The organism is Streptomyces actinomycinicus, from assembly GCF_016741775.1.
In the GTDB taxonomy this organism is placed as follows: domain Bacteria; phylum Actinomycetota; class Actinomycetes; order Streptomycetales; family Streptomycetaceae; genus Streptomyces; species Streptomyces actinomycinicus.
Genome location: NZ_JAERRK010000015.1, coordinates 1 through 26,104, shown reverse-complemented (window position 1 = coordinate 26,104; position 26,104 = coordinate 1). Strand labels below are relative to the sequence as shown.

At 69.8% G+C, this 26,104-nt stretch carries 26 protein-coding genes; 4 read left to right on the top strand and 22 right to left on the bottom strand.

Annotation, left to right across the window (positions count from 1 at the left end):
* Nucleotides 1–19: 19 nt before the first annotated feature.
* From tatA to JK359_RS25300, 9 genes are all read right to left on the bottom strand, one after another.
* On the bottom strand, nucleotides 20–301 hold the full coding sequence (tatA, locus tag JK359_RS25340) for a Sec-independent protein translocase subunit TatA (protein ID WP_201840078.1): 282 nt from the start codon (nucleotides 299–301) through the stop codon (nucleotides 20–22).
* Between the two features lie 257 nt (nucleotides 302–558).
* Nucleotides 559–753: a hypothetical protein gene (locus tag JK359_RS25335; RefSeq protein ID WP_201840076.1), complete on the bottom strand. Its 195-nt coding sequence runs from the start codon at nucleotides 751–753 to the stop codon at nucleotides 559–561.
* Between the two features lie 9 nt (nucleotides 754–762).
* On the bottom strand, nucleotides 763–1,023 hold the full coding sequence (locus JK359_RS25330) for a hypothetical protein (protein WP_236678441.1): 261 nt from the start codon (nucleotides 1,021–1,023) through the stop codon (nucleotides 763–765).
* Nucleotides 1,024–1,112: 89 nt separating this feature from the next.
* On the bottom strand, nucleotides 1,113–2,144 hold the full coding sequence (locus tag JK359_RS25325; RefSeq protein ID WP_201840072.1) for a helix-turn-helix transcriptional regulator: 1,032 nt from the start codon (nucleotides 2,142–2,144) through the stop codon (nucleotides 1,113–1,115).
* Nucleotides 2,145–2,158: 14 nt separating this feature from the next.
* Nucleotides 2,159–3,136 carry a helix-turn-helix transcriptional regulator gene (locus tag JK359_RS25320; RefSeq protein WP_201840069.1) on the bottom strand — a complete coding sequence of 326 codons (978 nt, stop codon included), beginning with the start codon at nucleotides 3,134–3,136 and terminating at the stop codon, nucleotides 2,159–2,161.
* A 137-nt stretch (nucleotides 3,137–3,273) separates the two neighbouring features.
* Entirely contained in the window at nucleotides 3,274–3,645 is a 372-nt protein-coding gene (locus tag JK359_RS25315) for an FKBP-type peptidyl-prolyl cis-trans isomerase (protein WP_201840066.1), read from the bottom strand.
* An 87-nt stretch (nucleotides 3,646–3,732) separates the two neighbouring features.
* On the bottom strand, nucleotides 3,733–4,731 hold the full coding sequence (locus tag JK359_RS25310; RefSeq protein ID WP_201840064.1) for an FKBP-type peptidyl-prolyl cis-trans isomerase: 999 nt from the start codon (nucleotides 4,729–4,731) through the stop codon (nucleotides 3,733–3,735).
* A gap of 143 nt (nucleotides 4,732–4,874) precedes the next feature.
* Complete coding sequence (pafA, locus tag JK359_RS25305) at nucleotides 4,875–6,236, bottom strand: Pup--protein ligase (RefSeq protein WP_201840061.1); 1,362 nt, start codon at nucleotides 6,234–6,236, stop codon at nucleotides 4,875–4,877.
* Between the two features lie 9 nt (nucleotides 6,237–6,245).
* Entirely contained in the window at nucleotides 6,246–7,505 is a 1,260-nt protein-coding gene (locus JK359_RS25300; RefSeq protein WP_201840057.1) for an MFS transporter, read from the bottom strand.
* A gap of 113 nt (nucleotides 7,506–7,618) precedes the next feature.
* Here JK359_RS25300 and JK359_RS25295 point away from each other — a divergent pair, with 113 nt between their 5' ends.
* Complete coding sequence (locus JK359_RS25295) at nucleotides 7,619–8,635, top strand: LacI family DNA-binding transcriptional regulator (RefSeq protein WP_201840053.1); 1,017 nt, start codon at nucleotides 7,619–7,621, stop codon at nucleotides 8,633–8,635.
* Between the two features lie 156 nt (nucleotides 8,636–8,791).
* On the opposite strand, the gene prcA is transcribed toward JK359_RS25295, so the two are convergent.
* The 6 genes from prcA to arc form a co-directional block, all read right to left on the bottom strand.
* Nucleotides 8,792–9,529: a proteasome subunit alpha gene (prcA, locus tag JK359_RS25290; RefSeq protein WP_201840050.1), complete on the bottom strand. Its 738-nt coding sequence runs from the start codon at nucleotides 9,527–9,529 to the stop codon at nucleotides 8,792–8,794.
* 61 nt (nucleotides 9,530–9,590) lie between these two features.
* Nucleotides 9,591–10,436 (bottom strand): proteasome subunit beta, encoded by an 846-nt coding sequence (gene prcB / locus JK359_RS25285; protein ID WP_201840047.1) that lies wholly within the window; start codon nucleotides 10,434–10,436, stop codon nucleotides 9,591–9,593.
* Nucleotides 10,388–10,993, bottom strand: coding sequence for an endonuclease VII domain-containing protein (locus JK359_RS25280; RefSeq protein WP_201840044.1), 606 nt, complete (start codon nucleotides 10,991–10,993; stop codon nucleotides 10,388–10,390). The genes prcB and JK359_RS25280 overlap by 49 nt, the downstream gene beginning before the upstream one ends.
* A gap of 49 nt (nucleotides 10,994–11,042) precedes the next feature.
* Nucleotides 11,043–11,261: a ubiquitin-like protein Pup gene (locus tag JK359_RS25275; protein WP_020939002.1), complete on the bottom strand. Its 219-nt coding sequence runs from the start codon at nucleotides 11,259–11,261 to the stop codon at nucleotides 11,043–11,045.
* Between the two features lie 172 nt (nucleotides 11,262–11,433).
* The gene (gene dop, locus JK359_RS25270) at nucleotides 11,434–12,945 is read right to left on the bottom strand and encodes a depupylase/deamidase Dop (RefSeq protein WP_372445472.1); all 1,512 of its coding nucleotides are present in this window, start codon (nucleotides 12,943–12,945) and stop codon (nucleotides 11,434–11,436) included.
* 234 nt (nucleotides 12,946–13,179) lie between these two features.
* Nucleotides 13,180–14,946 (bottom strand): proteasome ATPase, encoded by a 1,767-nt coding sequence (arc, locus tag JK359_RS25265; RefSeq protein ID WP_201840041.1) that lies wholly within the window; start codon nucleotides 14,944–14,946, stop codon nucleotides 13,180–13,182.
* A gap of 525 nt (nucleotides 14,947–15,471) precedes the next feature.
* On the opposite strand from arc, the gene JK359_RS25260 reads away from it, so the two are divergent.
* Nucleotides 15,472–15,774: a ferredoxin gene (locus JK359_RS25260; RefSeq protein WP_201840038.1), complete on the top strand. Its 303-nt coding sequence runs from the start codon at nucleotides 15,472–15,474 to the stop codon at nucleotides 15,772–15,774.
* Nucleotides 15,775–15,781: 7 nt separating this feature from the next.
* Here JK359_RS25260 and JK359_RS25255 read toward each other — a convergent pair whose 3' ends face one another.
* The 4 genes from JK359_RS25255 to JK359_RS39330 all read right to left on the bottom strand — a co-directional run bounded on the left by JK359_RS25255 (nucleotide 15,782) and on the right by JK359_RS39330 (nucleotide 19,815).
* Nucleotides 15,782–16,363 (bottom strand): hypothetical protein, encoded by a 582-nt coding sequence (locus JK359_RS25255; RefSeq protein WP_201840037.1) that lies wholly within the window; start codon nucleotides 16,361–16,363, stop codon nucleotides 15,782–15,784.
* 277 nt (nucleotides 16,364–16,640) lie between these two features.
* Nucleotides 16,641–17,543: a tRNA (adenine-N1)-methyltransferase gene (locus tag JK359_RS25250; RefSeq protein ID WP_014671696.1), complete on the bottom strand. Its 903-nt coding sequence runs from the start codon at nucleotides 17,541–17,543 to the stop codon at nucleotides 16,641–16,643.
* Nucleotides 17,544–17,595: 52 nt separating this feature from the next.
* The gene (locus tag JK359_RS25245; protein ID WP_201840035.1) at nucleotides 17,596–19,215 is read right to left on the bottom strand and encodes a site-2 protease family protein; all 1,620 of its coding nucleotides are present in this window, start codon (nucleotides 19,213–19,215) and stop codon (nucleotides 17,596–17,598) included.
* Nucleotides 19,216–19,365: 150 nt separating this feature from the next.
* On the bottom strand, nucleotides 19,366–19,815 hold the full coding sequence (locus tag JK359_RS39330; RefSeq protein WP_236678477.1) for a hypothetical protein: 450 nt from the start codon (nucleotides 19,813–19,815) through the stop codon (nucleotides 19,366–19,368).
* On the opposite strand from JK359_RS39330, the gene JK359_RS25240 reads away from it, so the two are divergent.
* Both JK359_RS25240 and JK359_RS25235 read left to right on the top strand, forming a co-directional pair.
* Nucleotides 19,712–20,596 (top strand): RecB family exonuclease, encoded by an 885-nt coding sequence (locus tag JK359_RS25240; protein ID WP_372445480.1) that lies wholly within the window; start codon nucleotides 19,712–19,714, stop codon nucleotides 20,594–20,596. The genes JK359_RS39330 and JK359_RS25240 overlap by 104 nt on opposite strands.
* Nucleotides 20,597–20,660: 64 nt before the next feature.
* A complete protein-coding gene (locus JK359_RS25235) occupies nucleotides 20,661–21,332 on the top strand; it encodes a response regulator (protein ID WP_201840033.1) in 672 nt (223 codons plus the stop codon).
* A 197-nt stretch (nucleotides 21,333–21,529) separates the two neighbouring features.
* On the opposite strand, the gene JK359_RS25230 is transcribed toward JK359_RS25235, so the two are convergent.
* From JK359_RS25230 to JK359_RS25220, 3 genes are all read right to left on the bottom strand, one after another.
* Complete coding sequence (locus tag JK359_RS25230) at nucleotides 21,530–23,110, bottom strand: ABC transporter substrate-binding protein (RefSeq protein WP_201840031.1); 1,581 nt, start codon at nucleotides 23,108–23,110, stop codon at nucleotides 21,530–21,532.
* A 96-nt stretch (nucleotides 23,111–23,206) separates the two neighbouring features.
* Entirely contained in the window at nucleotides 23,207–24,811 is a 1,605-nt protein-coding gene (locus JK359_RS25225; RefSeq protein ID WP_201840029.1) for an ABC transporter substrate-binding protein, read from the bottom strand.
* A gap of 457 nt (nucleotides 24,812–25,268) precedes the next feature.
* Complete coding sequence (locus JK359_RS25220; RefSeq protein WP_201840027.1) at nucleotides 25,269–25,970, bottom strand: HAD family hydrolase; 702 nt, start codon at nucleotides 25,968–25,970, stop codon at nucleotides 25,269–25,271.
* Nucleotides 25,971–26,104: the final 134 nt, after the last annotated feature.

Genomic DNA, 26,104 nt, shown 5'->3' with positions numbered 1-26,104 from the left:
GGGACCGTCCGGCCCTGTGTCAGCGCTGGGTGGTGTCCGTCGGCTCGTTGACCGGCCGGGAGCTGGCCACGTCGCCGGGAGCCGCCTGGATGGTGCGCTGGGCCGCGGACTGCTCGTTGGAGCCGGAGGCCTGGGTGGAAGCGTTGCTCTCTTCCTTCATCGCCTTGGCCTCGCTCTTGAGGATGCGCGCGGACTTGCCGAGCGAGCGGGCCATGTCCGGCAGCTTCTTCGCGCCGAACAGCAGAATGACGACGACGAGGATCAGGATGATCTCGGGAGCGCCGATTTTTCCACCGAACATGAATCTTTACCTTCTCACCGAGGCGGCTGGGTGGGTGCTGTCCGACCAGTCGGACATGTGTCCGAGGTCGTGCTGGCAGCGATCGTAACGCTCAGGGGTAAACGTCGGGCAATCCCCGTGCGTACTCCCGGTCCACGGTGCGGGCCTCGTTCACCACACCACGACCAGCAGCGTACCTGTCCCGTAGGGCCGGATGACAGGGCGAAGTGACGCAAACCGCTTGTACCGTACGACTCACCGACATCGCCCGTCACGGCTCACAGGGCGTCCACGGCCCGGGCGGCGGAACCCGCCGCCCGCTCCAGGTCCTCGGCGGCCCGGTTGATACGGCGTGCGGAGTCCGAGACCTGCTGCCCGAGGCGCCGCGCCTCCAGGAACACCCGGACGGCGAGCACCCCCAGGACGGCGAGACCCAGGAAACTCACGGCTACCGCGAACATCGGCCAGAACATGCCCCGAGACTAGACCGTGGAGTGCAGCCGCAGCGTACTGACCCCGCCGCCGGTGAGCAGTTCGACGATCCGCTCCCCGGCGGGCTTGCGGACCGCGGAACCGCAGTCGGGACAGGTGAAGGAGTAGAACGTCGTCCGGCTGCTGGCGCCGATGGCGAGCCGCAGGGCGCCCGCGCCGAGTTCGAAACGGCCCCGGCAGTCCGGACAGCCGGCCTTGAACACCACGGGGACCGCTCTCCGCATCCCCGCGAAGGCGGTCGCCACCGTCATCTCACCCGCACCGGCCGTCGGAGACTCGCTCACAGCACTCGCTCCTCTTCTCTGGTCGCTCTGGTCGCCGCCGGTGCCACGGCCTCGGCTCACGCGGACCGCTCGGACCGGCCCCCGCCGGCACCCGGCACCGCGCCCACCGGGCCGTCGTACGCCGCCAGGGCCTCGCGGGCCGCCCGGCGGGCGCTCTCGGCCAGGTCCGGCGGGGAGACGATCCGGCCGTCCGGGCCGAGCCGCAGCGCCAGCCGGCGCAGGGAGGCCGGATCGGGGGTGCGCAGGGTGATACGCAGCCCGCCGTCGGGAAGCTCATCGGCACTGTCGTGCGGGTAGTACTCGGCGACCCAGCGCCCGCCGGGGCCGACCTCGACCACGACCTCCGGGTCCTCGGCGGCCGGCTGCACCAGCCCCTCGGACAGGTCACGCAGTTCTATCTCCGGCGGAGCGGACGGCTCGTCGAGGATCCGGATCTCGGCGACCCGGTCGAGCCGGAAGGTGCGCCGGGCCTCGGAACGCCGGCACCAGGCCTCGACATAGGTGTGGCCGACGCTGACCAGCCGGATGGGGTCGATCTCGCGCTCGGTGACCTCGTCGCGGGCCGGGGAGTAGTAGCGGATCCACAGCCTGCGGCGCTCGGAGATCGCCCGGTCGACGTCGGCGAACACACCCCCCTCGGACTCGAAGGTCACCGACAGGCGGGAACTGGCGCCGGCCGCCTCACCGGCCGCGGTCTCCACCTTGGCCGTGGCCCGCAGCAGAGCCTGACGGTCGCCCTCGCGCAGCCCGGGCAGGGTCGAGACCGCGCGGGCGGCGACCAGCAGCGCCGTGGCCTCGTCGGCGGCGAGCCGGAGCGGTTCGGCCGCCTCCTCGCCGAGCGCGGCCGGATTGTGCCACCAGATGCGCTCGCCGTCGGTGTCGATGTCCAGCAGGTCGCCGCCGCGGAAGCTGGTGCCGCACATGGGCAGCAGGTCGAGGTCGGCGACCAGCTCGTCCTCGCTGATACCGAAGGCGCGCGCGACATCGGCGATCCGCGCACCGGGACGCTCCCGCAGATACGTCACCAGGGAGAGCATCCGCCGGGTCTGGTCGATGGCGTTGACGGTCCTGGCCGGTTTGCCTGCCACAGTCCTGCTCCCCCTCAGCCCTTGGCCACGGCACGCAGCCGGTCCACCACGTCGGCCCGCAGCTCGGCCGGCTCCAGGACCACCACGTCCGGCCCGAACTCCACCAGCCAGGCGTCCAGGCCGTGCCCGTACGGAATCTCCAACTCGTCCCAGCCGTCGCCGAGTTCCCGGACCTCCGTGGCCTTCGCCCGAAGGGGGTAACCGGCCCCGGAACGCAGCCGGATCAGCGCCGAGCGGTCGGCGATCTCACCGGCCCAGCTCGCGACGGTCTCCCGCACGGTGACGACGTCCGGCACCGGCGCGGTGAACCCCGTGCCGCGCGAGCGGACCCTGCCGGTGATCCGCGACAGCCGGAAGACACGCTCGGCGCCCCGGTCGCGGTCGAAGCCGGCCAGGTACCAGTGGCCGCGCCAGCACTCCAGGGCCCACGGCTCGACGTGCCGGGGCTCGGGGCGGGCGGCGGACGCCTTGCGGTAGTCGAAGAGGACCGGGCGGCGGTCGCGGCAGGCCAGCATCAGCGGCTCGAAGGCGGCCTCGTGCACCGGGATGCGCGGCTCCAGCGCACCGTGCGCCTCGTACGGGTCGACGCCGTCGGGCAGCCCGGCGGCACGCAGCTTCTGCAGGGCACCGCTGGCCGCGCCGGCCAGCCGGGCCTGCTGCCAGACCTTGGCGGCGAGGCCGAGGGCGGCGGCCTCCTCGGCGTCCAGGGTGATGGGGGGCAGGCGGTTGCTGTCCCGGCGGGCGAGATAGCCGACCTCGCCGTCCAGGTTCTCGACGGTCTCGATGACCAGGCCCAGCTCGCGCAGATCGTCCTTGTCCCGCTCGAACATGCGGTTGAAGGAGTCCTCGCTCCCGGCTGCACCATTCACCGGCCTGACGGCCTCGACGTACGCCTCAATGGAATCGCGCAGCTCACGCTTGCTGAGCGGCCGGCGTGTGCCGAGCAGACACAGCGCGAGGTTCATCAGCCGCTCGGCCTTGGCAATGGCCATCGACGCCCTTCGCCTTCCCTATGGTGCTTCTGACCGATGACCGTACCGCTCCGCGGCGCGGGGACAAAAGCCGAGGGCCCATGCCCGAACAGGCATGGGCCCCAGATGATCGGATCCGGTCGGACCCGGGCGGCGGATCAGACGCCGAGCAGGTCCACCACGAAGATGAGGGTCTCACCGGGCTTGATCGCCGCGGTCGGGCTCTGGTCGCCGTAGGCGAGGTGGGCGGGGATGGTCAGCTGGCGACGGCCACCGACCTTCATGCCCTGCACGCCCCGGTCCCAGCCCTTGATGACACGGCCCCCGCCGAGCGGGAAGCGGAACGGGGTGCCCCGGTTCCAGCTGGCGTCGAACTCCTCGCCGGTGCTGAAAGCGACGCCGACGTAGTGGACGGTGACGTTGTGACCCGCCTCGGCGACCGGCCCGTCACCCTCCCAGATGTCCTTGATCTCAAGGTCCGCCGGCGGCTCGCCCTCCGGGAAGTCGATCTCGGGCTTCTCGATGCTCACGTCAAAAGCTCCTGCTTGTGTACGACACGAAACGCGGACAGTCTTTCATCTCCCCGGCCCTCCCGCCCGCCACGGGCGCACCGGGCACTACATCGCGGCGAGGATGTCCACCGTGAACACCAGAGTGGACCCCTTCTTGATCGGCCCGCCGCTCGGCGGATTGTCCCCGTACCCCAGGTCCGGCGGCACCACGATCAGGACCCTGCTGCCCACCTTCTTGCCGGTCAGGCCCTGCGCGAGTCCCTTGACCGCCTGCTGCATCTGCTCCAGCGAGAACTGGCTGAGCCGGCCGGAGCCGTAGGTCCGCTGGAAGGTTTTGCCGCCGTCCCAGACCAGGCCCTGGAACTGGCACAGCACCACCTGGTCGGCCTTCAGCTCGGCGCCGTCGCCCTCCAGCACGTACTCCGACACGAGCTTCTTCGGCGGGTCCGTCTTGGGGATCGTCACCTTGGGCACCTGCCCGTCGGTGTTGGTGGCCACCTTCGGCAGATCCCCGTCCTCCTGCGGCACCGGCTTGCCCGTGGCGGAACTCTTGGAGTTGTACGAATCGATCACATCGATGACGAACACCAGCGTGTCGGTGCCCTTGATGCCCGCCTGCGAGTTCCCCGACTTGCCGTAGCCCAGGTCCGGCGGGACCGCGATCTGCACCCGGCTGCCCGTCTTCTTGCCCGCCAGGGCGAACCGCCAGCCGTCGATGATGCTGCCCTGGGCGAGCTGCATGACCAGCGGACGCTTCTTGTCGTAGGAGTTGTCGAAGACCTTGGCCGTCGACCAGATCTGACCGAGGTAGTTCGCCTGGATGAAGTCGTTCTCCGCGACCGTGCGCCCACTGCCCGCGATCAGCGTCTTGACCGCCAGGTCCTTCGACGGGGCACCCGGCCCCTTGGCGACGGTCGGCTTCTCACCGAACTTCGTCCCCGCCGTGACCGCCGGCAACGGCCCGTCCACGATCTTGGGCGGGGGCGAGGACGACGCCGACGGTGACGCACTGGCCTTGCTGGAGTCGGACTTGTCGTCACCGCACGCGGCGAGCGTGGCCAGTCCTGCGGGTACGGCGGCGAGGAGAAGTGAGCGTCGGCGCACGGAAGAGCCTCGTAATCGGTCGATCTTGCGGATGGCGTGCGCGCAACTCTACGACGTGAGAAGGGCGCCGTACGGGAAACGTACGGCGCCCGTGTGGCGTTCCGGCATTTCGGCCCGGAAACGCTTGACTCGCCTGCCTTTCGCTACATTCCCGCGATCAGCTTCTCCACCCGGTCGTCCACCGAACGGAACGGGTCCTTGCACAACACGGTGCGCTGCGCCTGGTCATTGAGCTTGAGGTGCACCCAGTCGACCGTGAAGTCCCTGCGCTGCTCCTGCGCCCGCCGGATGAAGTCACCGCGCAGCCGGGCCCGAGTGGTCTGCGGCGGAACCGACTTGCCCTCGAAGATCTTCAAGTCGTTGCAGATCCGGGCGGCTTGCCCCTTCTTCTCCAGCAGGTAGTACAGGCCACGACGGCGGTGGATGTCGTGGTAGGCGAGGTCTATCTGGGCGACCCGCGGATGCGACATCGTCATGTTGTGCTTGGCCCGGTACCGCTCGATGAGCTTGTACTTCATGACCCAGTCGATCTCGGTCCCGATCCGGTCGAGCTCCTCGTTCTCGATCGCCTCCAGGGTGCGGCCCCACAGGTCCAGCACCTGCGCCACCGTCCCCGTACGGATGCCACGGCGGTCGCAGAAGTCCAGGGCCTTGTCGAAGTACTCGCGCTGCACCTCCAGCGCGGAGGCCTCCCGGCCACTGGCCAGACGCACCTTGCGCCGGCCGGTGATGTCGTGGCTGACCTCACGGATCGCCCGGATCGGGTTCTCCAGCGTGAGGTCGCGCATCACGGTGCCCGCCTCGATCATGCGCAGCACCAGGTCGGTCGCCCCGACCTTGAGCAGCATCGTCGTCTCGGACATGTTCGAGTCACCGACGATGACGTGCAGCCGGCGGTAACGCTCGGCGTCCGCGTGCGGTTCGTCGCGGGTGTTGATGATGGGCCGGGAACGGGTCGTCGCCGAGGAGACGCCCTCCCAGATGTGCTCCGCCCGCTGGCTGACGCAGTAGACCGCGCCGCGCGGGGTCTGCAGCACCTTGCCCGCGCCGCACAGCAGCTGCCGGGTGACCAGGAACGGGATGAGGATGTCCGCGAGCCGGGAGAACTCCCCGTGCCGTGCCACCAGGTAGTTCTCGTGGCAGCCGTAGGAGTTGCCCGCCGAGTCGGTGTTGTTCTTGAAGAGGTAGACGTCGCCCGCGATTCCTTCCTCGTGCAGGCGTCGTTCCGCGTCCACCAGGAGTCCCTCGAGAATGCGCTCGCCGGCCTTGTCGTGGGTGACCAGTTCGGTCACGTTGTCACATTCGGGAGTCGCGTATTCCGGATGTGAGCCCACGTCGAGATACAGCCGGGCGCCGTTCCGCAGAAAGACATTGCTGCTGCGGCCCCATGACACGACACGGCGGAAGAGGTACCGCGCCACCTCGTCAGGAGACAGACGCCGCTGTCCCCTGAACGTGCACGTGACGCCGTACTCGTTCTCCAGCCCGAAAATGCGGCGGTCCATGAGGGAACATTACGCCCGATCCCCCGAGCTGAAACGGGGTTCGACAGCACGATTTGGATCATTTTCCGATGAAGCCGCAACGACCGCCCCGCGCGCGGGAGCAGCGAGGACCCGCCCGCAGGCGAGCAGGACCAGCAACGACACGGCCCCGGCCGCCCCCGGCAGCGCGAAACCCCACACCGTGCCACCCGCCTGGACCACCGGCCCGGCCAGGCCCGTTCCGACCGACGCACCCACCGTGAACGTGGTCACGAGCCAGGAGAACGCCTCGGTGACCGTCCCGCGCGGCGCGTGCCGGTCGACGATGATGAAGGCGCAGGCGATGCACGGCGCCAGGAACACCCCCGAGACCACACTGAGCAGCACCATGGCGAACGCGCCCGGCATCAGCATCAGCGGCAGGTAACACACCGCCAGCAGGGCCACCAGCACCCTCAGTCGCCGTTCGGGCACACCCGCCCACCGGCGGGCACCGTAGCCCGTCCCGCCGACCAGCGCTCCGAGGCCGAGCCCTGCCATGAGCCAGCCGTAGACCGCGTCACCGCCGTGCCCGTCGGCGTACGACACCGAGGCGACCGTGATCGAACCCAGCGCGATGCCGATGAACAGGAAGGCGCCCAGCAGGGCGAGCAGCCCCGGCGAGCGCAGGGCGCCCAGCCAGTGCGCCTCGCGCGGCGCCGAGCGCCACGCGCGCGAGGGCGGCGAGAGGACCACCGAGAGCGCACCGAGCACCCCGAGCAGGTTCAGCACCAGCAGGGCGGCACGCTCGTCCCACACCGACACGCACAGGGTCACCAGCAGCGGGCCGACCGTGAACATGATCTCCTGCGCCACCGCGTCCATGGCGTACGCGGTGTGCACCTGCTCCTCGCGGCGCAGCACCGACGGCCACAGGGCCCGCAGACCGCCCTCCAGGGGCGGGGTGAACAGGCCGGCCGCGGCCACGGCCAGATAGGCGAGCGGCAGCGGATCGGTGCCGCAGAACGCGAGCACCGTCATGGAGAGCGCCGCGAGGAGGGCCGCGGGCAACTGGACGCGGGGCTGGCCGTGCAGGTCCACCAGCCGGCCCAGCACCGGCTGGCCGACCGCGTTGGCGACGCCGTACACGGCCGCCAGGCCGCCGGCGAGGCTGTAGGTGCCGCCCTCGGCACGGACGAAGAGCACCAGGGCGATGGCCGCGGTGGCGTTCGGCAGCCGGCCGACCAGAGTGCCGGTCAGGAGCCGGAGCGCGTGCCTCGCCTTCAGGATCTCCAGGTATCCCGTGGCCATGTCCTGCCCTCCAACGCCCCGAAGTGTTACGTATAACGTCCTCTTCCATACGTACCATGTGCGCTGTTCACCCGTCCAGACGACGAACGACCGACACGAGGAGCAACCCCGCGGTGGCACCCAGCAGCACGCGCCCGACCAGCCGTGACGTCGCCCAGGCGGCCGGGGTCTCCCAGGCGGCCGTCTCCCTCGTCCTCGGCGACAAATGGCGCGGCCGGGTCTCCGAGGCCACCGCCGAACGGGTCCGCGAGGCCGCACGCGAACTCGGCTACCGCCCCAACCTCGCCGCCCGCAACCTCCGCCTCGGCCACACCCGCACCGTCCTGCTCGTCGTCCCCGCCCTGACCACCGAGTTCTTCGCCGGCGTCTACACCGGCGCCGCCCGCGTGGCCGCCCAGAACGGCTTCGGCGTCGTCCTCTACCCCTCCCCCGAAGGCATCGGCCCCGCCCGCGACCCCTTCGCCTCCGCCCAGGCCGCCCTGGACGGCGTCATCGCCTCCTCCATGGCCGCCGACGCCCTCACCGCCATCCGCGGCGACCAACTCCCCCTGGTCATGCTCGACAGCGACCCCGAAGGCAGCCTCGGCGCCGCGACCGTCAACCTCGACATCGCCGACGGCGTCCGCCAGGTCACCCGGCACCTGCTCGACCTCGGCCACCGCCGCGTCCTGCACCTCGCCGCGGACGTGCCCTCCTGGACCTTCGAGGTACGCGCCCGGGAACTCGCGGCACACATGGCCACCGTCCCCGGCACCGACGTCCGCACCACCCGGGCACCCATCTCCATCGACGGCGCACTCACCGCCACCACGACCGCACTCACCACACCCGGCCCCCGGCCCACCGCCGTCATCTGCGACGACGACAAACTCGCCGCCGGCGCCTACAAAGCACTGCGCCGCCTCGGCCTGCGCGTCCCGGACGACATCTCCGTCACCGGCCTCGACGACCTGGCCCTCGCCACCGCCATCGACCCCGAACTCACGACGGTACGCCTGGACGCCGAGCTGTTCGGAGAGCGAGGCATGCAGGCCCTGCTCGCCGTCCTGGACGGCCGCGAGCCGGAGAGCGGGGACATCCCCGTCGAGCTGGTCGTCAGGGGCTCCACGGCCCCGCCCCGCGAGTCCTAGAGCCCCTCAAGCGGCCCTCGAGCCCCCGCCACGAGTCGCAGGAGTCCTCAGGCGGACCCCCGACCCCCGTCACCCCGTCACCCCCCGTCACCCCCGGACAAGACGAGTGCCCCGGCCGGAAAACCGGCCGGGGCACCGCCAGGCGACACGGAGGGATCACTCCTCCTCGGAGCTCTCCGCCTCCGTGGCCGCGCCGTCCGCCTCCAGCAGCCGGCCGAGCTGACGGCCGACGATGCGCTTGAACTTCCGCTTCTGCGGACGCGTACGGTCCAGCACCGCGACCTCCAGGCGCTCGGCGGGAATCTCCCGCTCACTCCCGTTCGTGTCCCGCGACAGAGCCTGCACGGCCAGCTTCAGAGCCTCCGCGAGGGACATACCGTCACGATGCCGCTGGTCCAGGAAGCTGCTGATCTGCTCGGCATTGCCACCCACCGCCACCGAGCCGTGCTCGTCCACGATGGAACCGTCGTGCGGCAACCGGTAGATCTGGTCACCCTCGGGCGTCTCCCCGACCTCCGCGACGACCAGCTCCACCTCGTACGGCTTCTCGGCCGCACTGGAGAAGATCGTGCCCAGCGTCTGGGCATACACGTTGGCGAGACCGCGCGCGGTCACATCGTCCCGGTCGTAGGTGTAACCACGCAGATCGGCATAGCGCACACCACCGATCCGCAGATTCTCGTACTCGTTGTACTTGCCGGCGGCCGCGAAACCGATCCGGTCGTAGATCTCACTGAACTTGTGCAGCGCACGGGACGGGTTCTCGCCGACGAAGACGATGCCGTCGGCGTACTGCAGCACGACCAGACTGCGACCGCGGGCGATGCCCTTGCGGGCGTACTCCGCGCGGTCCGCCATGGCCTGCTGGGGGGAGACATAGAACGGCGTCGACACCGGTTACCCGTCCCTTTCTGTCATGGTCACTGGATCACCTCGATGAGAACCGGGCCCGCGCTCAGAGCAGGGCGGCCTTGGGGCCGTCCGGCTCCTCCAGGCGCTTCTGCAGCACCGCACGGGCCAGCCCGGACGACTCGTCCTCGGTGAGCCGGCGGAAACCGTCCTCGGTGATCACGGTGATGATCGGATAGATCCGGCGGGCGACATCGGGACCACCGGTCGCCGAGTCGTCGTCAGCCGCGTCGTAGAGGGCCTGAACCACGAGCGTCGTGGCCTGCTCCTCGCTCAGGTCGTCCCGGAACAGCTTCTTCATCGCACCCCGCGCGAAGATCGACCCGGAACCCGTCGCCGCGAAGTTGTGCTCCTCGGAACGGCCGCCCGTGACGTCGTACGAGAAGATGCGCCCCTTCTCACGGTCCAGGTCGTACCCGGCGAACAAGGGCACCACGGCCAGGCCCTGCATGGCCATGCCCAGATTGGAGCGGATCATGGTCGACAGCCGGTTCGCCTTGCCCTCCAGCGACAGCTGGGCGCCCTCGACCTTCTCGAAGTGCTCCAGCTCCAGCTGGAAGAGCTTGACCATCTCGACGGCCAGGCCGGCGGTGCCGGCGATCCCGACGGCCGAGTACTCGTCCGCCGGGAAGACCTTCTCGATGTCCCGCTGGGCGATGACGTTGCCCATCGTGGCCCGGCGGTCACCGGCGAGCACCACGCCACCGGGGAACGTCACCGCCACGATGGTCGTCCCGTGCGGCGCCTCCAGCACGCCCTTGGTGGGCGGCAGCTGCCGGTTGCCGGGCAGCAGCTCCGGCTGGTGCTCCGACAGGAAGTCCATGAAGGAAGAGGATCCCGGCGTCAGGAAGGCAGCTGGTAGACGCCCGGTGCTACGAGTGTTGGCTTCCACGCGTTTCCTTCCACGTATGCAGCAGCCCGCCTTATGGCTTCGGGCTGATCCTTGAACTGCCCCAGCGCAGCGTTGCAGCTGAAGCACAGTACGCCACGGACCCTACCCGTCTCATGGCAGTGATCCACATGTGCGGGCACAGCCGCCAAACATATGCAGCAGACGCCCCCTTGAGAGGCGATCAACGCGTCGCGTTCGGCTTTGGTGAGGCCGTAACTGCGCCTCAAGTGATCCTCGCGTCCGAGCGCGGCACGGCACGCCTTGCAGCGCGTCGACAACCCGTCGGAAGCAGTCGCGTTTCGATGCCACTCGCTGTGCGGCTTGATCTCCCCGCACATGCGACAGAGCTTGTGCCCGGCCGGGACGTCCACCCTCTCCCGGACCGGCTTGCCCAGGGCCTCCCGGCGGCGCCGGTAGTGCGCGGCGCTGTACTCCGCCACGCACTCCCGGCAATGCACCTGGAGGCCGTCGCGCCGATTCCTGTCCCTCGCGAAGGCCGCAGTCGGCAGATCACGCCTGCACTTCCTGCACTCCTTCGCATCCGGCTCCTCAGCCACCCAACTCCCCCGTTACCTTCATTTCGAAGGCAAGGCGACCGTTGCGCCTCTACTCCCCGCCTTTTTGCACGAAGGAACGCACGAAATCCTCGGCGTTTTCCTCGAGTACGTCATCGATCTCGTCCAGGACGGAGTCCACGTCGTCCGACAGCTTCTCGTGCCGCTCCTTGAGGTCCTCCGAAGCCTGCGCGTCCTGCGCCTGCTCCTCGACCTCCTCGGTGGAGCGCGTCGCCTTCTGCTGACCGCCGCCGGTGTCCTTGGTTGCCATATCCCTCACCCCGCTCAGTTCGCCTGCCGATCGGTGATGATCAGACCCTATAGGCCGGGTCCGACATCGGCCCCGCAGTTTCCACAACGTGCGGGGGCCACCTCGATGATTCCCGGGCGGTGGGGTTTCCACCCTGTCCGCCCGGGGCGGTACGAGTACCCGCTGGTCGTGCTCAGCCGCCCGAGAGAACCCTGACCAGGTCTTCCGCGGTGCGGCAGCGGTCGAGCAGCTCCTTGACGTGATTTCGCGTTCCGCGTAGCGGTTCCAGGGTTGGAACGCGCTGGAGGGAGTCCCGGCCGGGGAGGTCGAAGATGACCGAGTCCCAGCTGGCCGCGGCGACGTCGTCGGCGTACTGCTCCAGGCAGCGGCCCCGGAAATAGGCGCGGGTGTCCTCCGGTGGCTTGGTGCGGGCCCTGTCGACCTCGGACTCGTCCAGGAGCCGCTTCATGCGTCCGCGGGCCGCCAGGCGGTTGTAGAGGCCTTTCTCGGCCCGTACGTCGGCGTACTGGAGGTCGACCAGGTGCAGCCGGGCGGCGTCCCAGTCGAGGCCGTCGCGGCGGCGGTAGCCCTCCATGAGTTCCCGTTTGGCGACCCAGTCGAGTTCGCCGGCCAGGCTCATGGGGTCGTTCTCGAGCCGGGTGAGGGTGTCCTCCCAGCGGCTGAGGACGTCCTTGGTCTGGTCGTCGGCGTCGGCGCCGAAGCGTTCCTCGACGTACTTGCGCGACAGCTCGTAGTACTCCATCTGGAGCTGGACCGCGGTGAGGGTCCGGCCGCTGCGGAGTGTGATCAGTCGCTTGAGCGAGGGGTCGTGGGAGACCTGGTGGAGGGTGCGGACGGGCTGGTCGACGGCCAGGTCGACGGCGATGAAGCCGTCCTCGATCATGGACAGGACCAGGGCGGTGGTGCCCAGCTTGAGGTAGGTGGAGATCTCGGAGAGGTTGGCGTCGCCGATGATCACGTGGAGCCGGCGGTACTTCTCGGCGTCCGCGTGCGGCTCGTCGCGGGTGTTGATGATCGGGCGCTTGAGGGTGGTCTCGAGCCCGACCTCGACCTCGAAGTAGTCCGCGCGCTGGCTGAGCTGGAAGCCGTGCTCGTGGCCGTCCTGGCCGATGCCGACGCGGCCGGCTCCGGCGAAGACCTGGCGGGAGACGAAGAACGGGGTGAGGTGGCGCACGATGTCCGAGAAGGGGGTCTCCCGCTTCATGAGGTAGTTCTCGTGCGTGCCGTAGGAGGCGCCCTTGTTGTCGGTGTTGTTCTTGTAGAGGTGGATGGGCTGGGCGCCGGGGAGCTGGGCGGCTCGCTCGGCGGCCTCGGCCATGATCCGTTCGCCGGCCTTGTCCCAGAGGACGGCGTCGCGGGGGTTGGTCACTTCGGGGGCGCTGTATTCGGGGTGGGCGTGGTCGACGTAGAGCCGTGCGCCGTTGGTGAGGATCACGTTGGCGAGGCCGATGTCCTCGTCGGTGAGCTGGCTGGCGTCGGCGGCTTCCCGGGCGAGGTCGAAGCCTCGCGCGTCCCGGAGCGGGTTCTCCTCCTCGAAGTCCCAGCGGGCCCGGCGGGCCCGGTGCATCGCCGCCGCGTAGGCGTTGACGATCTGGGACGAGGTGAGCATGGCATTGGCGTTCGGGTGGCCGGGGACGGAGATCCCGTACTCCGTCTCGATGCCCATTACTCGCCGTACGGTCATGCGGCCCTCCTTGCCCGGCGGCACCCTCGGTCGGGGGCGCCGCTCACGTACCGCTGGCGCTCCGGTGCGTGTGCGGTGCCCGTCCCCGCACTGCGCGACTCGGCGGTAGGAAAGAGCCTAGAACGCCTTTGCGCTGGTGGGGAGATCATTTGCGTCATTCGCTGCTCCGGTCGTGGCCCGAAAAACAGTCGGCTGCGGGTACCCCCGGTGAGGGCACCCGCAGCCGCCCTGCTGTTACAGGTACTGACCGGTGTTCGCCACCGTGTCGATGGAGCGTCCGGTGTCCGCGCCCTGCTTTCCGGTGATGAGGGTGCGGATGTAGACGATCCGCTCGCCCTTCTTTCCGGAGATCCGGGCCCAGTCGTCCGGGTTCGTGGTGTTGGGCAGGTCCTCGTTCTCCTTGAACTCGTCCACGCAGGCTTGGAGCAGGTGGGAGACGCGGAGGCCCTTCTGGCTCTTGTCGAGGAAGTCCTTGATGGCCATTTTCTTGGCGCGGCCCACGATGTTTTCGATCATGGCGCCGGAGTTGAAGTCCTTGAAGTAGAGGACTTCCTTGTCGCCGTTGGCGTAGGTGACTTCCAGGAAGCGGTTCTCCTCGGATTCGGCGTACATGTGCTCGACCGCCGTCTGGATCATGCTCTGGACGGTGGTGGCCTTGTCGCCGCCGTGCTCGCCGAGGTCGTCCCCGTGGAGCGGGAGGCGTTCGGTGAGGTACTTGCCGAAGATGTCCTTGGCCGCTTCGGCGTCCGGGCGCTCGATCTTGATCTTCACGTCCAGCCGGCCGGGGCGCAGGATGGCGGGGTCGATCATGTCCTCGCGGTTGGAGGCGCCGATGACGACGACGTTCTGCAGGCCTTCGACGCCGTCGATCTCGGCGAGGAGCTGGGGGACGATGGTGTTCTCCACGTCCGAGCTGACGCCGGAGCCGCGGGTGCGGAAGAGGGATTCCATCTCGTCGAAGAAGACGATGACGGGGGTGCCCTCGCTGGCCTTTTCGCGGGCTCGCTGGAAGACGAGGCGGATCTGTCGTTCGGTCTCGCCGACGTACTTGTTGAGCAGCTCGGGGCCCTTGATGTTGAGGAAGAAGCTCTTGCCCGCGGCCTGGCCGGTGACCTCGGCGACCTTTTTGGCCAGCGAGTTCGCGACGGCCTTGGCGATGAGTGTCTTGCCGCAGCCGGGGGGGCCGTAGAGCAGGACGCCCTTGGGCGGGCGCAGCTCGTGCTCCTTGAACAGGTCCGGGTAGAGGTAGGGCAGCTCGACCGCGTCGCGGATGGCCTCGATCTGGTTGCCGAGGCCGCCGATCTGCTCGTAGCCGATGTCGGGGACCTCTTCGAGGACGAGTTCTTCGACCTCGCTCTTGGGCACGACTTCGTAGACGTAGCCGGAGCGGGGTTCGAGCAGGAGGGCGTCGCCGGGGCGGATGGTGACGTCCAGCAGCGGCTCGGCGAGCCGTACCACCCGTTCCTCGTCGGTGTGCCCCAGTACGAGGGCGCGCTCGCCGTCCTCGAGGATTTCCTTGAGGGTGACGATGTCGCCGACGCGCTCGAACTCCATGGCTTCGACCACGTTGAGTGCCTCGTTGAGCATGACCTCCTGGCCGCGCCTCATGTCGTCGAGGTCGACGCTGGGGCTGACGTTCACGCGGAGTTTGCGGCCGCCGGTGAAGATGTCGGCGGTGCCGTCCTCGTTGGCCTGCAGGAAGACACCGAAGCCGGCCGGTGGCTGGGCGAGCCGGTCGACTTCTTCCTTGAGGGCCACGATCTGGTCGCGGGCCTCACGGAGGGTGTTGGCCAGTCGCTCGTTCTGTGCGGAGACGCCGGCCAGATTGGTCTGCAGCTCGACGATCCGCTCCTCGAGAATCCTCGTGTGCCGCGGAGAGTCGGCGAGCTTGCGTCGCAGGACGGCGATCTCCTGCTCAAGGTAGGCGATCTGCCCGGCCGGGTCGTCGGACCCGCGTCCCGGGCGGATGCCGCGGTTCATGTCGTCGTCGTGGGCTGCCACGGTCCTCACCTCCTCCAAGGGGAGCTGGACGCTTCCAGACCCTACCTGGGTGGGTGTCGATTGAAACCCCTAGATCACAAAGACTGTCAAGGTGTGTCGTCGGTCACCCGGTGCGCTCTCCCTCGCATCGAGGGGATACCCACTCAACGTGAGGGGAAAGCAGCCTGTTCCGGGCGTGGCGTGGTCAAAATCCGCCATGGCTGGCTGGAGTTGTCCGGTCGGGGGTGGGGTCGGGCCGGCGTGCGGGCAGCACGCGGCGCGCTCCCGCGTTCATCACGCAGAGCGACGACTCGGGTGGGTGGTGTCACTGGGGGAGCGGCCTGAACTGATCGGTCGGGCGGCTGGGGCGTCCCCTTTCCCGGTCGGGCGCTGGTACCCGAGGGGGCGGGTGGGGAAACCCCGAACCGGCCGAAGCCGGCCGCAATCCGGGCAGGGGTAGGGTCGGGGTTGTTCAACAGCCGCTGGAGCGGACCGGGCTGGCCTTCGGGGCGTCGGGGCCGTCCGGCGAAACCGACGGCAGGAGAGGTGACCGTGCAGCAGGAGGCCCCGGGCGGCGAGGCGCTGGAGGTCTGGATCGACCAGGACCTGTGTACCGGCGACGGGATCTGTGCCCAGTACGCCCCGGAGGTGTTCGAGCTGGACATCGACGGGCTGGCGTATGTGAAGGGAGCGGACGACGAGCTGCTCCAGGCGCCGGGGGCGACCGCGCCGGTGCCGTTGCCGCTGCTGACGGACGTGGTGGACTCGGCCAGGGAGTGTCCGGGCGACTGCATCCATGTGCGCCGGGTTTCGGACAGGGTCGAGGTGTACGGGCCCGACGCGGAGTGAGCCCGGTTCAGACGCTGTGGGCCCCGGCCTGCGTGGAGCGGACGAAGGCGTTGCCGTTCCACTGCCAGGTGGCCGGGGTCTTCTGGTCGGGGCAGCAACTGGGCACGGCGTCCGAGGAGTAGCCGAGCAGTGTGGCGGAGACGGTGCGCGCGGCTATGGCGAAGTCGGTGACGGTGGACCGGTCCCGGGGTTCGACGAGGGTGGCGACCACGTGTGGTGTGCTGCCGTCGGCGGAGCGGGTGAGGACGTAGACGCCGTCGGGTGGGGTGCCCATGGGGGCGTCGCAGTGCACGACGGCGACGGTTTCGGGTCTGCCGTCGCCGTCCAGGTCGCCGGTGGCCTTCTTGACGACGACGGGTTTCACGGGTCCGCATTCGAGGGGGAACTTCACGCCGGCGGTGCTCGGTGGTGCGACGGCGGCGGGGGCGGATTTCGGGTCCGTGCCGGTGGCGGACTGGGCGGCTGTGGCCGATCCGGGCCGGGCGAGGGAGGAGAGGGCCACGACGCCTGCGAGGGCCGTGGCGGTGGCGACCCAGTGGATGGGCCGGGTCTGGGTGTGGGCGAGCTCCGGAACGGCGGATTGCTGCACGAGGAGTGTCTCCTGTGAGGGCTGTGCCGGTGGGGTGGCCTGCATGCTGCCACACGTCACGGTGCGGGGGAACGGCGGGGTCCGGGTTTCCCCCGGGTGGCAGGCGCGTGGTCGTACGGCCCGTGGTTCGGCGCTTTCGCGGGGCGTGCGGGCGCGGGATACTGGTGCCGGACGGGGGTCCTGGTGCCGGGTGAACGGACGGGCGCCGTGGCCGAGTTCCCGTGAGTGGGTGGGAACTCGGGCACGGCGCCCTGGTGTTGTTCGCGTGTGTGGCCGGTCAGCGGCCGGCGCCGCCGTCGGCGTTGGGTCCGGCGTAGTCCTCGCCGTAGGCGCCCTTGGCGGGGCGGCGGCGGCGCATGGGGGGCTCGACGCCGTCGGCGAGGCGGCGGGCGGTGAGCAGGAAGCCGGTGTGGCCGATCATGCGGTGGTCGGGGCGGACGGCCAGGCCCTCGATGTGCCAGTTGCGGATCATGGTTTCCCAGGCGGTCGGCTCGTTGAAGCAGCCGATCTCGCGGATGGACTCCACGGTCCGGGCGAGCTGGGTGGTGGTGGCCACGTAGCAGCAGAGGATGCCGCCGGGGACGAGTGCCTTGGAGACGGCCTCCAGGCACTCCCAGGGGGCGAGCATGTCGAGGATGACGCGGTCGACGTCGGTGTCGGACAGGTTGTCCTGGAGGTCGCCGACGGTGAGCTGCCAGGCGGGGTGCGGGCCGCCGAAGTAGCGCTCCACGTTCTGCCGGGCGATGTCCGCGAAGTCCTCGCGGCGCTCGTAGGAGTGCAGCATGCCCTGGTCGCCGATGGCGCGCAGCAGGAAGCTGCTGAGCGAGCCGGAGCCGACGCCGGCCTCCACGACGCGGGCGCCGGGGAAGATGTCGGCGAAGGCGAGGATCTGCCCCGCGTCCTTCGGGTAGACGACGGCTGCCCCGCGGGGCATGGACAGGACGTAGTCGGGGAGCAGGGGGCGCAGCGCGAGGTAGGCGACGTTGCCGGTGGTGCGGACAACGCTGCCCTCGGGAGCGCCGATCAGTTCGTCGTGCGGGAAGGAACCCTTGTGGGTGTGGAAGTTCTTTCCGGCTTCGAGCGTGAACGTGTAGTGGCGGCCCTTGGGGTCGGTCAGCTGTACCTGGTCCCCGACCTTGAAGGGCCCGCGCCTGCGGGCGGCACCGGTCGGTTCGGACATGTGAACAGCCTACCGGTTCCGTGCGGGGGGCTCGGCCAGTGGCGGGGGTGCCTCAGGCGGGCCGGGCCATCGCCTTGACGAAGGCGCGTTCCACGTCTGCGGCCGAGAGCACGCCGTAGATCTCGCCGGTCTCCTCGACCACCAGGTACTCGGTGGCGGGGGTGGCGCGCAGGGTGTCCAGGAGGTCTTCTCCGGCCAGCTCGGCGGAGACCCGCATGCCGTCGGTCAGGTCCTGGGCGAGGCCACTGACGGCCACCCAGGGGCGGCGGTGTTCGGGTACGCCGACGATGGCGGCCTCGCGGACGAGGGCGAGGGGGTTGCCGTCGGCGTCGACGACGACGAGGGCGCGGGCGCCGGCGGCGTTGGCGCGGCGCAGGGCTTCGGAGAGGGGGGTGTCGTTCTCGACGGGTACGGCGCGCCGGGTGAGGGCGCGGGCGCGCAGTTCGGGGAGGTGTTCGCGCAGCCGGGCCATGCGGAGGCTGTTGCCGGCGCCGGTCCAGATGATCGCGGCGAGGATGGCGGCGAGCAGGGCGTCGGTGACGGTGTCCATGCCGCCGACGTCCTCGTTGCCGTTGCCGATGGCGCCGGACTGGTTGAGCAGCGGGAGGCCGATCAGGACGGTGACGGCGAGGGCGCGGCCGACCCAGGCGGCGGCGACGGTGCCGCTCATCGGCCTGCCGGTCAGTTTCCAGACGACGGCGCGGAGCATCCGGCCGCCGTCGAGGGGGAGGCCGGGGAGGAGGTTGAAGATCGCCACGATGAGGTTGGAGATCATGAGGCCGGCGAGGAGGACGCCGGGTACGGTGCCGGGTTCGACGGGTTTCATGGCGAGGTAGAACAGGCCGGCCAGGACGAGGGAGAGCAGGGGGCCGACGAAGGCGAGGACGAACTCCCGGCCAGGGGTCTCGGCCTCCTTCTCGATCTCCGAGACGCCGCCGAAGAACTGGAGCTGGATGCGGCGGACCGGGAGTTTGAAGCGGATGGCGGCGACCGTGTGGGCCAGTTCGTGGACCAGGACGGAGGCGTAGAAGGCGACCGCGAAGAACAGGGAGACCAGGTAACGGGCGGCGCCCAGTTCGGGCAGCACGCGGTCGAGCTGTCCGCCGAAGACCCAGGTGATCAGCGCGGCGACGAGGAACCAGCTCGGTGCGACGTAGACGGGCACGCCGAAGGGCCGCCCCATGAGGATGCCGCCGCCGGGTTCCCGCGGGCGCGGCTGGGGCGGCTCCCCCTTGGCGATCCCGGAGTGCGCGAGAGTGCGGTGCTCGGCGGGGGTGGAGCCGGCGGCCTGGGGGCACTGTTCCGGGGCGCCGGTTTCGGTGGCCCGGGGGTGCCGGTCGGCGGCGCCGGTTTCTGCTTCGGCGACGTGAGGGTGCCGGTCGGCGGCGCCGGTTTCTGCTTCGGCGACGTGAGGGTGCCGGTCGGCGGCGCCGGTTTCTGCTTCGGCGGCGTGGGGCTGCTGGTCGGCGGCGCCGGCTCCGGCGGCGTCGGGTTGCTGGTCTGCGGCTTCGGCTTCGGTCTCGGTGGTGCCGTCGGGCGTGGTGTCCGTGGGGCGTTCGTCCGCCGTGCGGTCGGCGGGGGCGGGGTCGGGCGGGGTCGTAGGGTCTGCGGAGTGCTCGGCCGGCTCGTCGTTACCGGACCGCGGCTGCCCGCTCCCGCCGCTCACGTCCACGGTTTCCCCTCGTTCGAAGCGTCTTCCGTACCTGACGGCCGGAAGGGTCTCTGGTCGATGGTATGCGGCCTTGGTGGCGCGTTCTGCCCCGGCACCCCTTGTGTTTGCCCCGGGGTCGCACGGGCGATGCGCCCGGCGACTGGGTCACTGTCAGTGCTGGGCCGTATGGTCTGTGGACATGGACAGCAGCATCGAGGAGGCGGCGGCCCGGGAGGGCGGCGCCGAGCAGACGGGACCGGCCGCCCCGCGGCAGCCGGCGATCCCCCCACCGGCGGCCCCGGTCCGGGCGGCCCCGCCGGATCCCTCGGTGCCCCCGACCGCGGGGACAGGGGCGGAAACGGCCGCGGGACCGGTGCCGGAGGCGTCCTCGGAACCGGCCGCGGAACCGGTGCCGGCGACCGCCCCGGAAGCAGCCGCGGAGCCTGTGCCGGCGACCGCCCCGGAAGCAGCCGCGGAACCGGTGCCGGCGACCGCCTCGGAAGCAGCCGGCGAAGCGGTGGCGGAGTCGGTAGCGGTGCCGGCGTCGGAGGTGGCGGCCCGGGCGGAGCGGGTCGCTGTGGCGCCCACCTCGCTGTCGCCGTCGCGGGCCAGTGATTTCATGCAGTGCCCCTTGCTGTACCGGTTCCGGGTGATCGACCGGCTGCCCGAGAAGCCGAGCGAGGCGGCGACGCGCGGGACGCTGGTGCATGCCGTGCTGGAGCGGTTGTTCGACGCGCCCGCCGGGGAGCGGACCGCCCCGCGGGCCAAGGCGCTGATCCCGGGGCAGTGGGACCGGCTGCGGGAGAACCGCCCGGAGGTGGGCGAGCTGTTCGCCGACGATCCGGACGGGGCGCGGATGGCCGGCTGGCTGGCGCAGGCCGAGCGGCTCGTGGAGCGGTGGTTCACGCTGGAGGACCCGACGCGGCTGGAGCCGGCCGAGCGGGAGCTGTTCGTGGAGGCCGAGCTGGAGTCGGGCCTGCGGCTGCGCGGGATCATCGACCGGGTGGACGTGGCGCCGACCGGCGAGGTGCGGATCGTCGACTACAAGACGGGCAAGGCGCCGCGGCCGGAGTACGCGGAGGGCGCGCTGTTCCAGATGAAGTTCTACGCCCTCGTGGTGTGGCGGCTGAAGCGGGTGATCCCGCGCCGGCTGCAGCTCGTCTACCTGGGCAGCGGGGACGTGCTGACGTACGACCCCGTCCTCGCCGACCTGGAGCGGGTGGAGCGCAAGCTGCACGCGCTGTGGGAGGCCATCCGGCAGGCCACGGAGACCGGGAACTGGCGGCCGCGGCCGACCAGGCTGTGCGGTTGGTGCGACCACCAGGCGCACTGCCCGGAGTTCGGCGGCACTCCCCCGCCCTATCCGCTGCCGGTGGGCGCGCCCGGGTCCGACACCGTGTGAACCGGTGTGAACCGGTGATCGGGCGCAGGGCAGAATTGGGGCCGGACTAGCGAAGGAGTGTCACGTGGCCATCCGCGTCCTACTGGTCGACGACCAGCCCCTGCTGCGTACGGGTTTCCGGATGATCCTGGAGGCCGAGCAGGACATCGCGGTCGTGGGCGAGGCCGGGGACGGCCTGCAGGCCCTCGACCAGGTGCGCGCTCTGCAGCCCGATGTCGTGCTCATGGACATCCGGATGCCCCGCATGGACGGCGTGGAGGCCACCCGGCAGATCACCGGCCCCGGTCGGGACGGCCCGGCCAAGGTGCTGGTGCTGACCACGTTCGACCTGGACGAGTACGTGGTGGAGGCGCTGCGCGCCGGGGCGAGCGGCTTCCTGCTCAAGGACGCGCCCGCCAACGAGCTGGTGCAGGCGATCCGGGTCGTCGCGGCCGGTGAGGCCATGCTCGCCCCGAGCATCACCCGGCGGCTGCTGGACAAGTACGCCACGCATCTGCCGTCCGGCGAGGAGCCGGTGCCGGACACCCTGGGCACCCTCACCGACCGTGAGGTGGAGGTGCTGAAGCTGGTGGCGCGCGGGCTGTCCAACGCGGAGATCGCGGCCGATCTGTTCGTCAGCGAGACGACCGTGAAGACCCATGTGGGACATGTGCTCACCAAGCTGGGTCTCCGGGACCGTGTGCAGGCGGCGGTGTACGCGTACGAGAGCGGGCTGGTGCGGCCCGGCGCCCAGTGAGGCACGCGGGCCGCGGGCGGAGGGACGCAGGTCCGTAAGGCGTCGGGCGGACGGACCGGGGCCGGTGAGGCGTCGGGGGGGAAGGACCGGGGCCGGTGAGGTGTCGGGGGGAAGGGCGCGGCGGTCGTACGGCGTCTCGGTCCGCGACGGCGAAGGGCGCCCCTCCCGTGGGAGTGGCGCCCTTGTCATGACCGGTGTCAGCTCTTGCTGAGTTCCCAGAACCGGAACACCGTCGAGGCGTCCAGGCAGTACTCCAGGCCGTAGACGCCGTCGCGGACGACCGCGTACTGCTTGGCCTGCCAGACCGGCAGGACGGGCAGCTCGTCGGCGACGATGTCCTGGAGCTTGCCGAACTCCCTGTCGGTCGAGGCGCGGTCGCTCTGTGCGGCCGTGGCCGGGAGGAGGGTTCCGGTGATGGTGCGGTTGCTGTAGTTGTTCTGCAGCACGTTGCCCTTGCCGAAGAAGGGGGCCGTGAAGTTGTCGGCGTCCGGGTAGTCCGGCACCCAGCCCTTGATGTAGACGCCGTACTTGCCGGCCGCGACGTCCTTCTCGTACTGGTCGAAGGCGATGGACTTCACGTCGGCGTCGAACAGGCCGCTGGCGTTGAGCTGGCCGGCGATGGCCTTCAGTTCCTCGTCGGTGGCGGGGCCGTAGCGGGACGGCGTGGACCACAGGGTGAGCTTCACCTTGCCGTTGATGCCGTCGGCGTGCAGGGCGGCGGCGGCCTTGGCGCGGGAGGGGCGGGCGCCGTAGGTGTCGAAGAACGCCGTGTTGTGGCCGGCGATGCCGGCCGGGACGATCGAGTACAGCGGGGTGGCGGTGCCCTGGTAGACGTCCTTCATCAGGGCGTCGCGGTCGATGAGGTAGGCCATGGCCTTGCGGACGCCGAGCTTGCCGGCGACCGGGTCCTTCATGTTGAAGACCAGGTGCTGGACCTCGGCGCTGCTGCCCTCGATGACGTCGACGCCCTGGTCGTCGTTCTGCTGGTCGAGGTCGGTGATGTCGGACGCGGTCAGGCCTCGGTAGGCGATGTCGATGTTGTCGTCGAGCAGGGCCTGCTTCAGGGCGCGGCGGTCGCCGTGGAAGAACTTGAGGGTGACGCCGGAGTTCTTGACCTTGACGGTGCCCTTGTAGTTGTCGTTGACCGAGAAGACCGCCTGCTCCTTGTCGAAGGAGTCCAGCTTGTAGGGGCCGGAGCCGACCGCCTTGTGGTCGGTGCGCAGGCCGTTCGCGTCGTACTGGCGGTGGTCCACGATGGAGCCGGCGCCGGAGGCGATCTTGCTGGGGAAGGTGGCGTCGGGCACCTTCAGGTGGAAGACGGCCGTCTTGGCGTCCGGTGTCTCGATCTTGTCCAGCATCGGGAACATGATCGCGGGACCGGCGGGGTCGTTGATCTTCAGGATGCGCTCGAAGGAGAACTTCACGTCCGCGGAGGTGAGGGGGTCACCGTTGCTGAACTTGAGGCCGTCCTTCAGCTCGCACCGGTAGACCATGGCCCGGGTGTCGGTGAAGCTGCACCGCTTCGCCAGTTCGGGCTCGGGTTCGGTGGCGCCCTTGGGGAAGTTGAGCAGGGACTGGAAGACGTTGTTGAACAACAGCCAGGAGCCGGGGTCGTAGCCGGAGGCCGGATCCGTGGCGAGGACGTCGTCGGACATCCCCATCACCATGGACGAGCCGGTCCCCCCGGAATCACCGGTCTCCGAGCCGCAGCCGGTCAGCAGGCCGGAGGCCAGCCCCGCCACGATGGGCAGGACTGGCCACTGGTTGCGCATGTTCACTTGAATTGTGCCTTGTCGTCGGTTCGTCACCCCGGGGCCGCCGTCCTGGCCCCGGGACCCGGGGCAGCCGTCCCTGGCCCCCGGGTGAGAGAGCCGTCAGCCGCTCACACCACGGCCGAGCTCCCACAGCTGAAGCGTCGAGGAGGAGTTGAGGGCGTAGGACACGCCCGTGATGTCGTCCCGTGCGGCAACGTACTGCTTGCCCTGCCACAGCGGAAGGACGGGGACGTCCTCTGCGACGGTGTCCTGGATCGCGGTCAGGCTCTTGGCGGCGCTGAGCCGGTCGGCCTCACGGCGCGACTGCGGGATCAGCGAGCGCTGGATGGTGCTGTTGGAGTACGGCGAGCCCAGGAAGTTGTCCTTGTCGAGGAAGGGCGCGAGGAAGTTGTCGGCGTCCGGGAAGTCGGGGAACCAGCCCATGCCGTAGACGTCGTACTCGCCCTTCTGCTCGGCGGGCCGGAACTCCGCCCAGGGGTGGCCCTCGACGGAGACGTCGAACAGGCCGCTGCCGTTGAGCTGCCGCTGCAGGATCTGGAACTCCTGCTTGGTGGCCGAGCCGTAGTGGTCGGTGGTGTAGTGCAGGGTCAGCTTCACCGGGGTGGTGATGCCGGCCTTGGCGAGCAGGCTCTTGGCCTTGTCGGCGCTGGGGTTGCCGTACTTGTTGAAGAACGAGTTGGAGTGGCCGGTGACGGTGGCCGGGACCAGCGAGTACAGCGGTTCGGCCTGGGTGCCGTAGACCTTGGAGGTCAGCTCGCCACGGTTGATGAGCTGGGCCATGGCCTGGCGTACGGCCTTGGACTTGACGCTGGTCGCGCTGGTGTTGAAGGCCAGGTAGCGGATCTCGAGGCCCGGCATGTCGACGAGGTCGACGTCGCTGTTGCTGCCGCCGTCCAGCTTCTGGACCTGGGCGGGCGACATGGTGCGGCTCATGACGTCGATGTCGCCCTTGTCGATGGCGGTGCTCATGGCGTCGGCGTCGGCGAAGGCGCGCAGTTCGACCTTCTCGTTGTTCACCTGCACGCTGCCCTTGTAGGAAGGGTTCTTGGTGAAGGTGGCGCTGACGATCGCGTCGTCCTCGACGTCGGCCTGGAAGGTGTAGGGGCCGGAGCCGTCGACCACGAAGCCGTCGCGGAGCTTGTCCTTCTCGTAGTCCTTCGGGTTGACGATGCCCGCGACCGGGGTGGACAGCTTGTACGGGAAGGTGGCGTCGGCCGTCCTGAGGTGGAAGATGACCTCGCGGTCGCCCTGCGTCTCGATCGTGTCGATGGTGTTCAGCAGGGCGGAGACACCGCTGTCGGCGTTGATGCGCAGCGCACGCTCGATGGAGTACTTGACGTCCGCGGCGGTCACCGGGTCACCGTTGGCGAACTGCAGTCCGTCACGCAGCTTGCAGGCGTAGCGTTCGCTGCCGCTGTCGGTGAAGGAGCAGCTCTCGGCGGCGTCCGGGACGGGGTCGCCCTCGCCCTTGGGCTGGGCCATCAGCGTCTGCACGGACTGGCGCAGGATGTTCCAGGTGCCGACGTCGTAGGCGTAGGCCGGGTCGAGGGGCGCCGGGGCGTCCTTGGTGACGGTGAACCGGTCCGTGGTGCCGACGACGATGGCGTCGCCGCTCTTGCTCCCGCTGTCGGACCCGCCGCACGCGGCGAGAACCGGGGTGAGCAGGCCGGCCACCGCCGGCAGCACCAAAGTCTTGCGGTTCATGCGGGAGTTTCTCCAGAGCTGTTCGGGTCCGTGTATCCGGCATGCATGGGTGGTGCGGCGGATCACGGGGGTTCTTCGGCGATGTTCTCGCGATGAGATTAGTCCGCGCCCGCAGCGGGGTTCACAGCCGCGTGAGTTGACCCGCCATCACGCAGTGGAACCGGCTGCGGACAGACCGAAAACCCGACAGCGGCAGGATTAGTGCAGCATCCCACCAATCGGGACACAAGGTCCCTCGGTTTCTGCACAGACAGGCCCCTTCAGCACACTTGGCCAACGTTGTCGAGCGCGTCCGAGGTGGGGAACGTCACACCCCCAACTGTGTGACCGGTCAGCAGAATTCGGCCGGTGGGGACGCTCCGAATTACGGTCCGGTGTACTTCCCCGGAAATATGTCCAGCGCGGCCAATGGACTTTGCACACCTGCTCTACGTGCAGGGGTACCGCCAGTGAACGGCTAGGACATTTGCGTGATCAGGCCCCGGAGAAATGCCAGGTCGACCTCTTCCAGGGACGAGACGACGGTCCGCCCCTCGGCCGGGCCGATGGGTGCGACGGAGGGTACGGCGACGACCCGGCAGCCCGCGGCCTCGGCGGCGGCGACTCCGGTCGAGGTGTCCTCGATCACGGCGCATCTGGCCGGATCCGCACCCAGTCCCGCGGCGGCGAGGAGATAGGGGTCCGGGAAGGGCTTGGTGCGCGAGACCTCGTCGCCGGCGATGGAGAGGGCGAAGTGGTGGGGGCCCAGCACGGTCAGCACACGGTCGATGATGCGCCGGTGGGAGGCGGAGACCAGGGCGGTCGGGATCTCGTACTCGTGCAGCTCGGCGAGGAGCCGGGCGGCCCCCGGCATCAGCGGCAGGGCGTGGCCGATGCGGTCCTCGAAGCCCTCGTTGAGCAGGACGGTGAGTTCGGCCAGGGTGATGTCGGCGCCGGTCGCCTCGATGAGGAAGCCGGCGCTGCGGGTCATGGGGCCGCCGACCACGACGTGCCGCCAGGTCTCGTCGAGGGTGTGGCCGAGGGTGGCGAAGACCTCCACCTCGACGTCCCACCAGAAGCCCTCGGTGTCCACCAGGGTGCCGTCCATGTCCAGAAGCACCGCCTGCAGGGCGGAGCCTTCGGCCGTACGGGTTCCGAGCGCGGGGACCGTACTGGTCATCCGGGCGCACCTCCTTGAGGGACGACCAGGCCGGTTCCCGGGCTGGGAACCGGCCTGCAGTGGACCGACCAGTGTACGTCTTATCCGATCAGTGTGCTGAGCGAGACACACGTCAGCGTGCGTTGAAGTACTTC

Excerpts from the sequence above, each read along its gene's own strand:
- JK359_RS39330 (WP_236678477.1), bottom strand. The coding sequence starts at position 19,815 with ATGAAATCACTGGCCCGCGACGGCGACAGCGAGGTGGGCGCCACAGCG.
- JK359_RS25335 (WP_201840076.1), bottom strand. The coding sequence starts at position 753 with ATGTTCTGGCCGATGTTCGCGGTAGCCGTGAGTTTCCTGGGTCTCGCC.
- JK359_RS25320 (WP_201840069.1), bottom strand. The coding sequence starts at position 3,136 with ATGGCCATTGCCAAGGCCGAGCGGCTGATGAACCTCGCGCTGTGTCTG.
- tatA (WP_201840078.1), bottom strand. The coding sequence starts at position 301 with ATGTTCGGTGGAAAAATCGGCGCTCCCGAGATCATCCTGATCCTCGTC.
- JK359_RS25225 (WP_201840029.1), bottom strand. The coding sequence starts at position 24,811 with ATGAACCGCAAGACTTTGGTGCTGCCGGCGGTGGCCGGCCTGCTCACC.
- dop (WP_372445472.1), bottom strand. The coding sequence starts at position 12,945 with ATGACCGTACGGCGAGTAATGGGCATCGAGACGGAGTACGGGATCTCC.
- JK359_RS25220 (WP_201840027.1), bottom strand. The coding sequence starts at position 25,970 with ATGACCAGTACGGTCCCCGCGCTCGGAACCCGTACGGCCGAAGGCTCC.
- JK359_RS25330 (WP_236678441.1), bottom strand. The coding sequence starts at position 1,023 with ATGACGGTGGCGACCGCCTTCGCGGGGATGCGGAGAGCGGTCCCCGTG.
- JK359_RS25250 (WP_014671696.1), bottom strand. The coding sequence starts at position 17,543 with ATGTCCGAACCGACCGGTGCCGCCCGCAGGCGCGGGCCCTTCAAGGTC.
- pafA (WP_201840061.1), bottom strand. The coding sequence starts at position 6,236 with ATGGACCGCCGCATTTTCGGGCTGGAGAACGAGTACGGCGTCACGTGC.
- JK359_RS25300 (WP_201840057.1), bottom strand. The coding sequence starts at position 7,505 with ATGGCCACGGGATACCTGGAGATCCTGAAGGCGAGGCACGCGCTCCGG.
- JK359_RS25275 (WP_020939002.1), bottom strand. The coding sequence starts at position 11,261 with ATGGCAACCAAGGACACCGGCGGCGGTCAGCAGAAGGCGACGCGCTCC.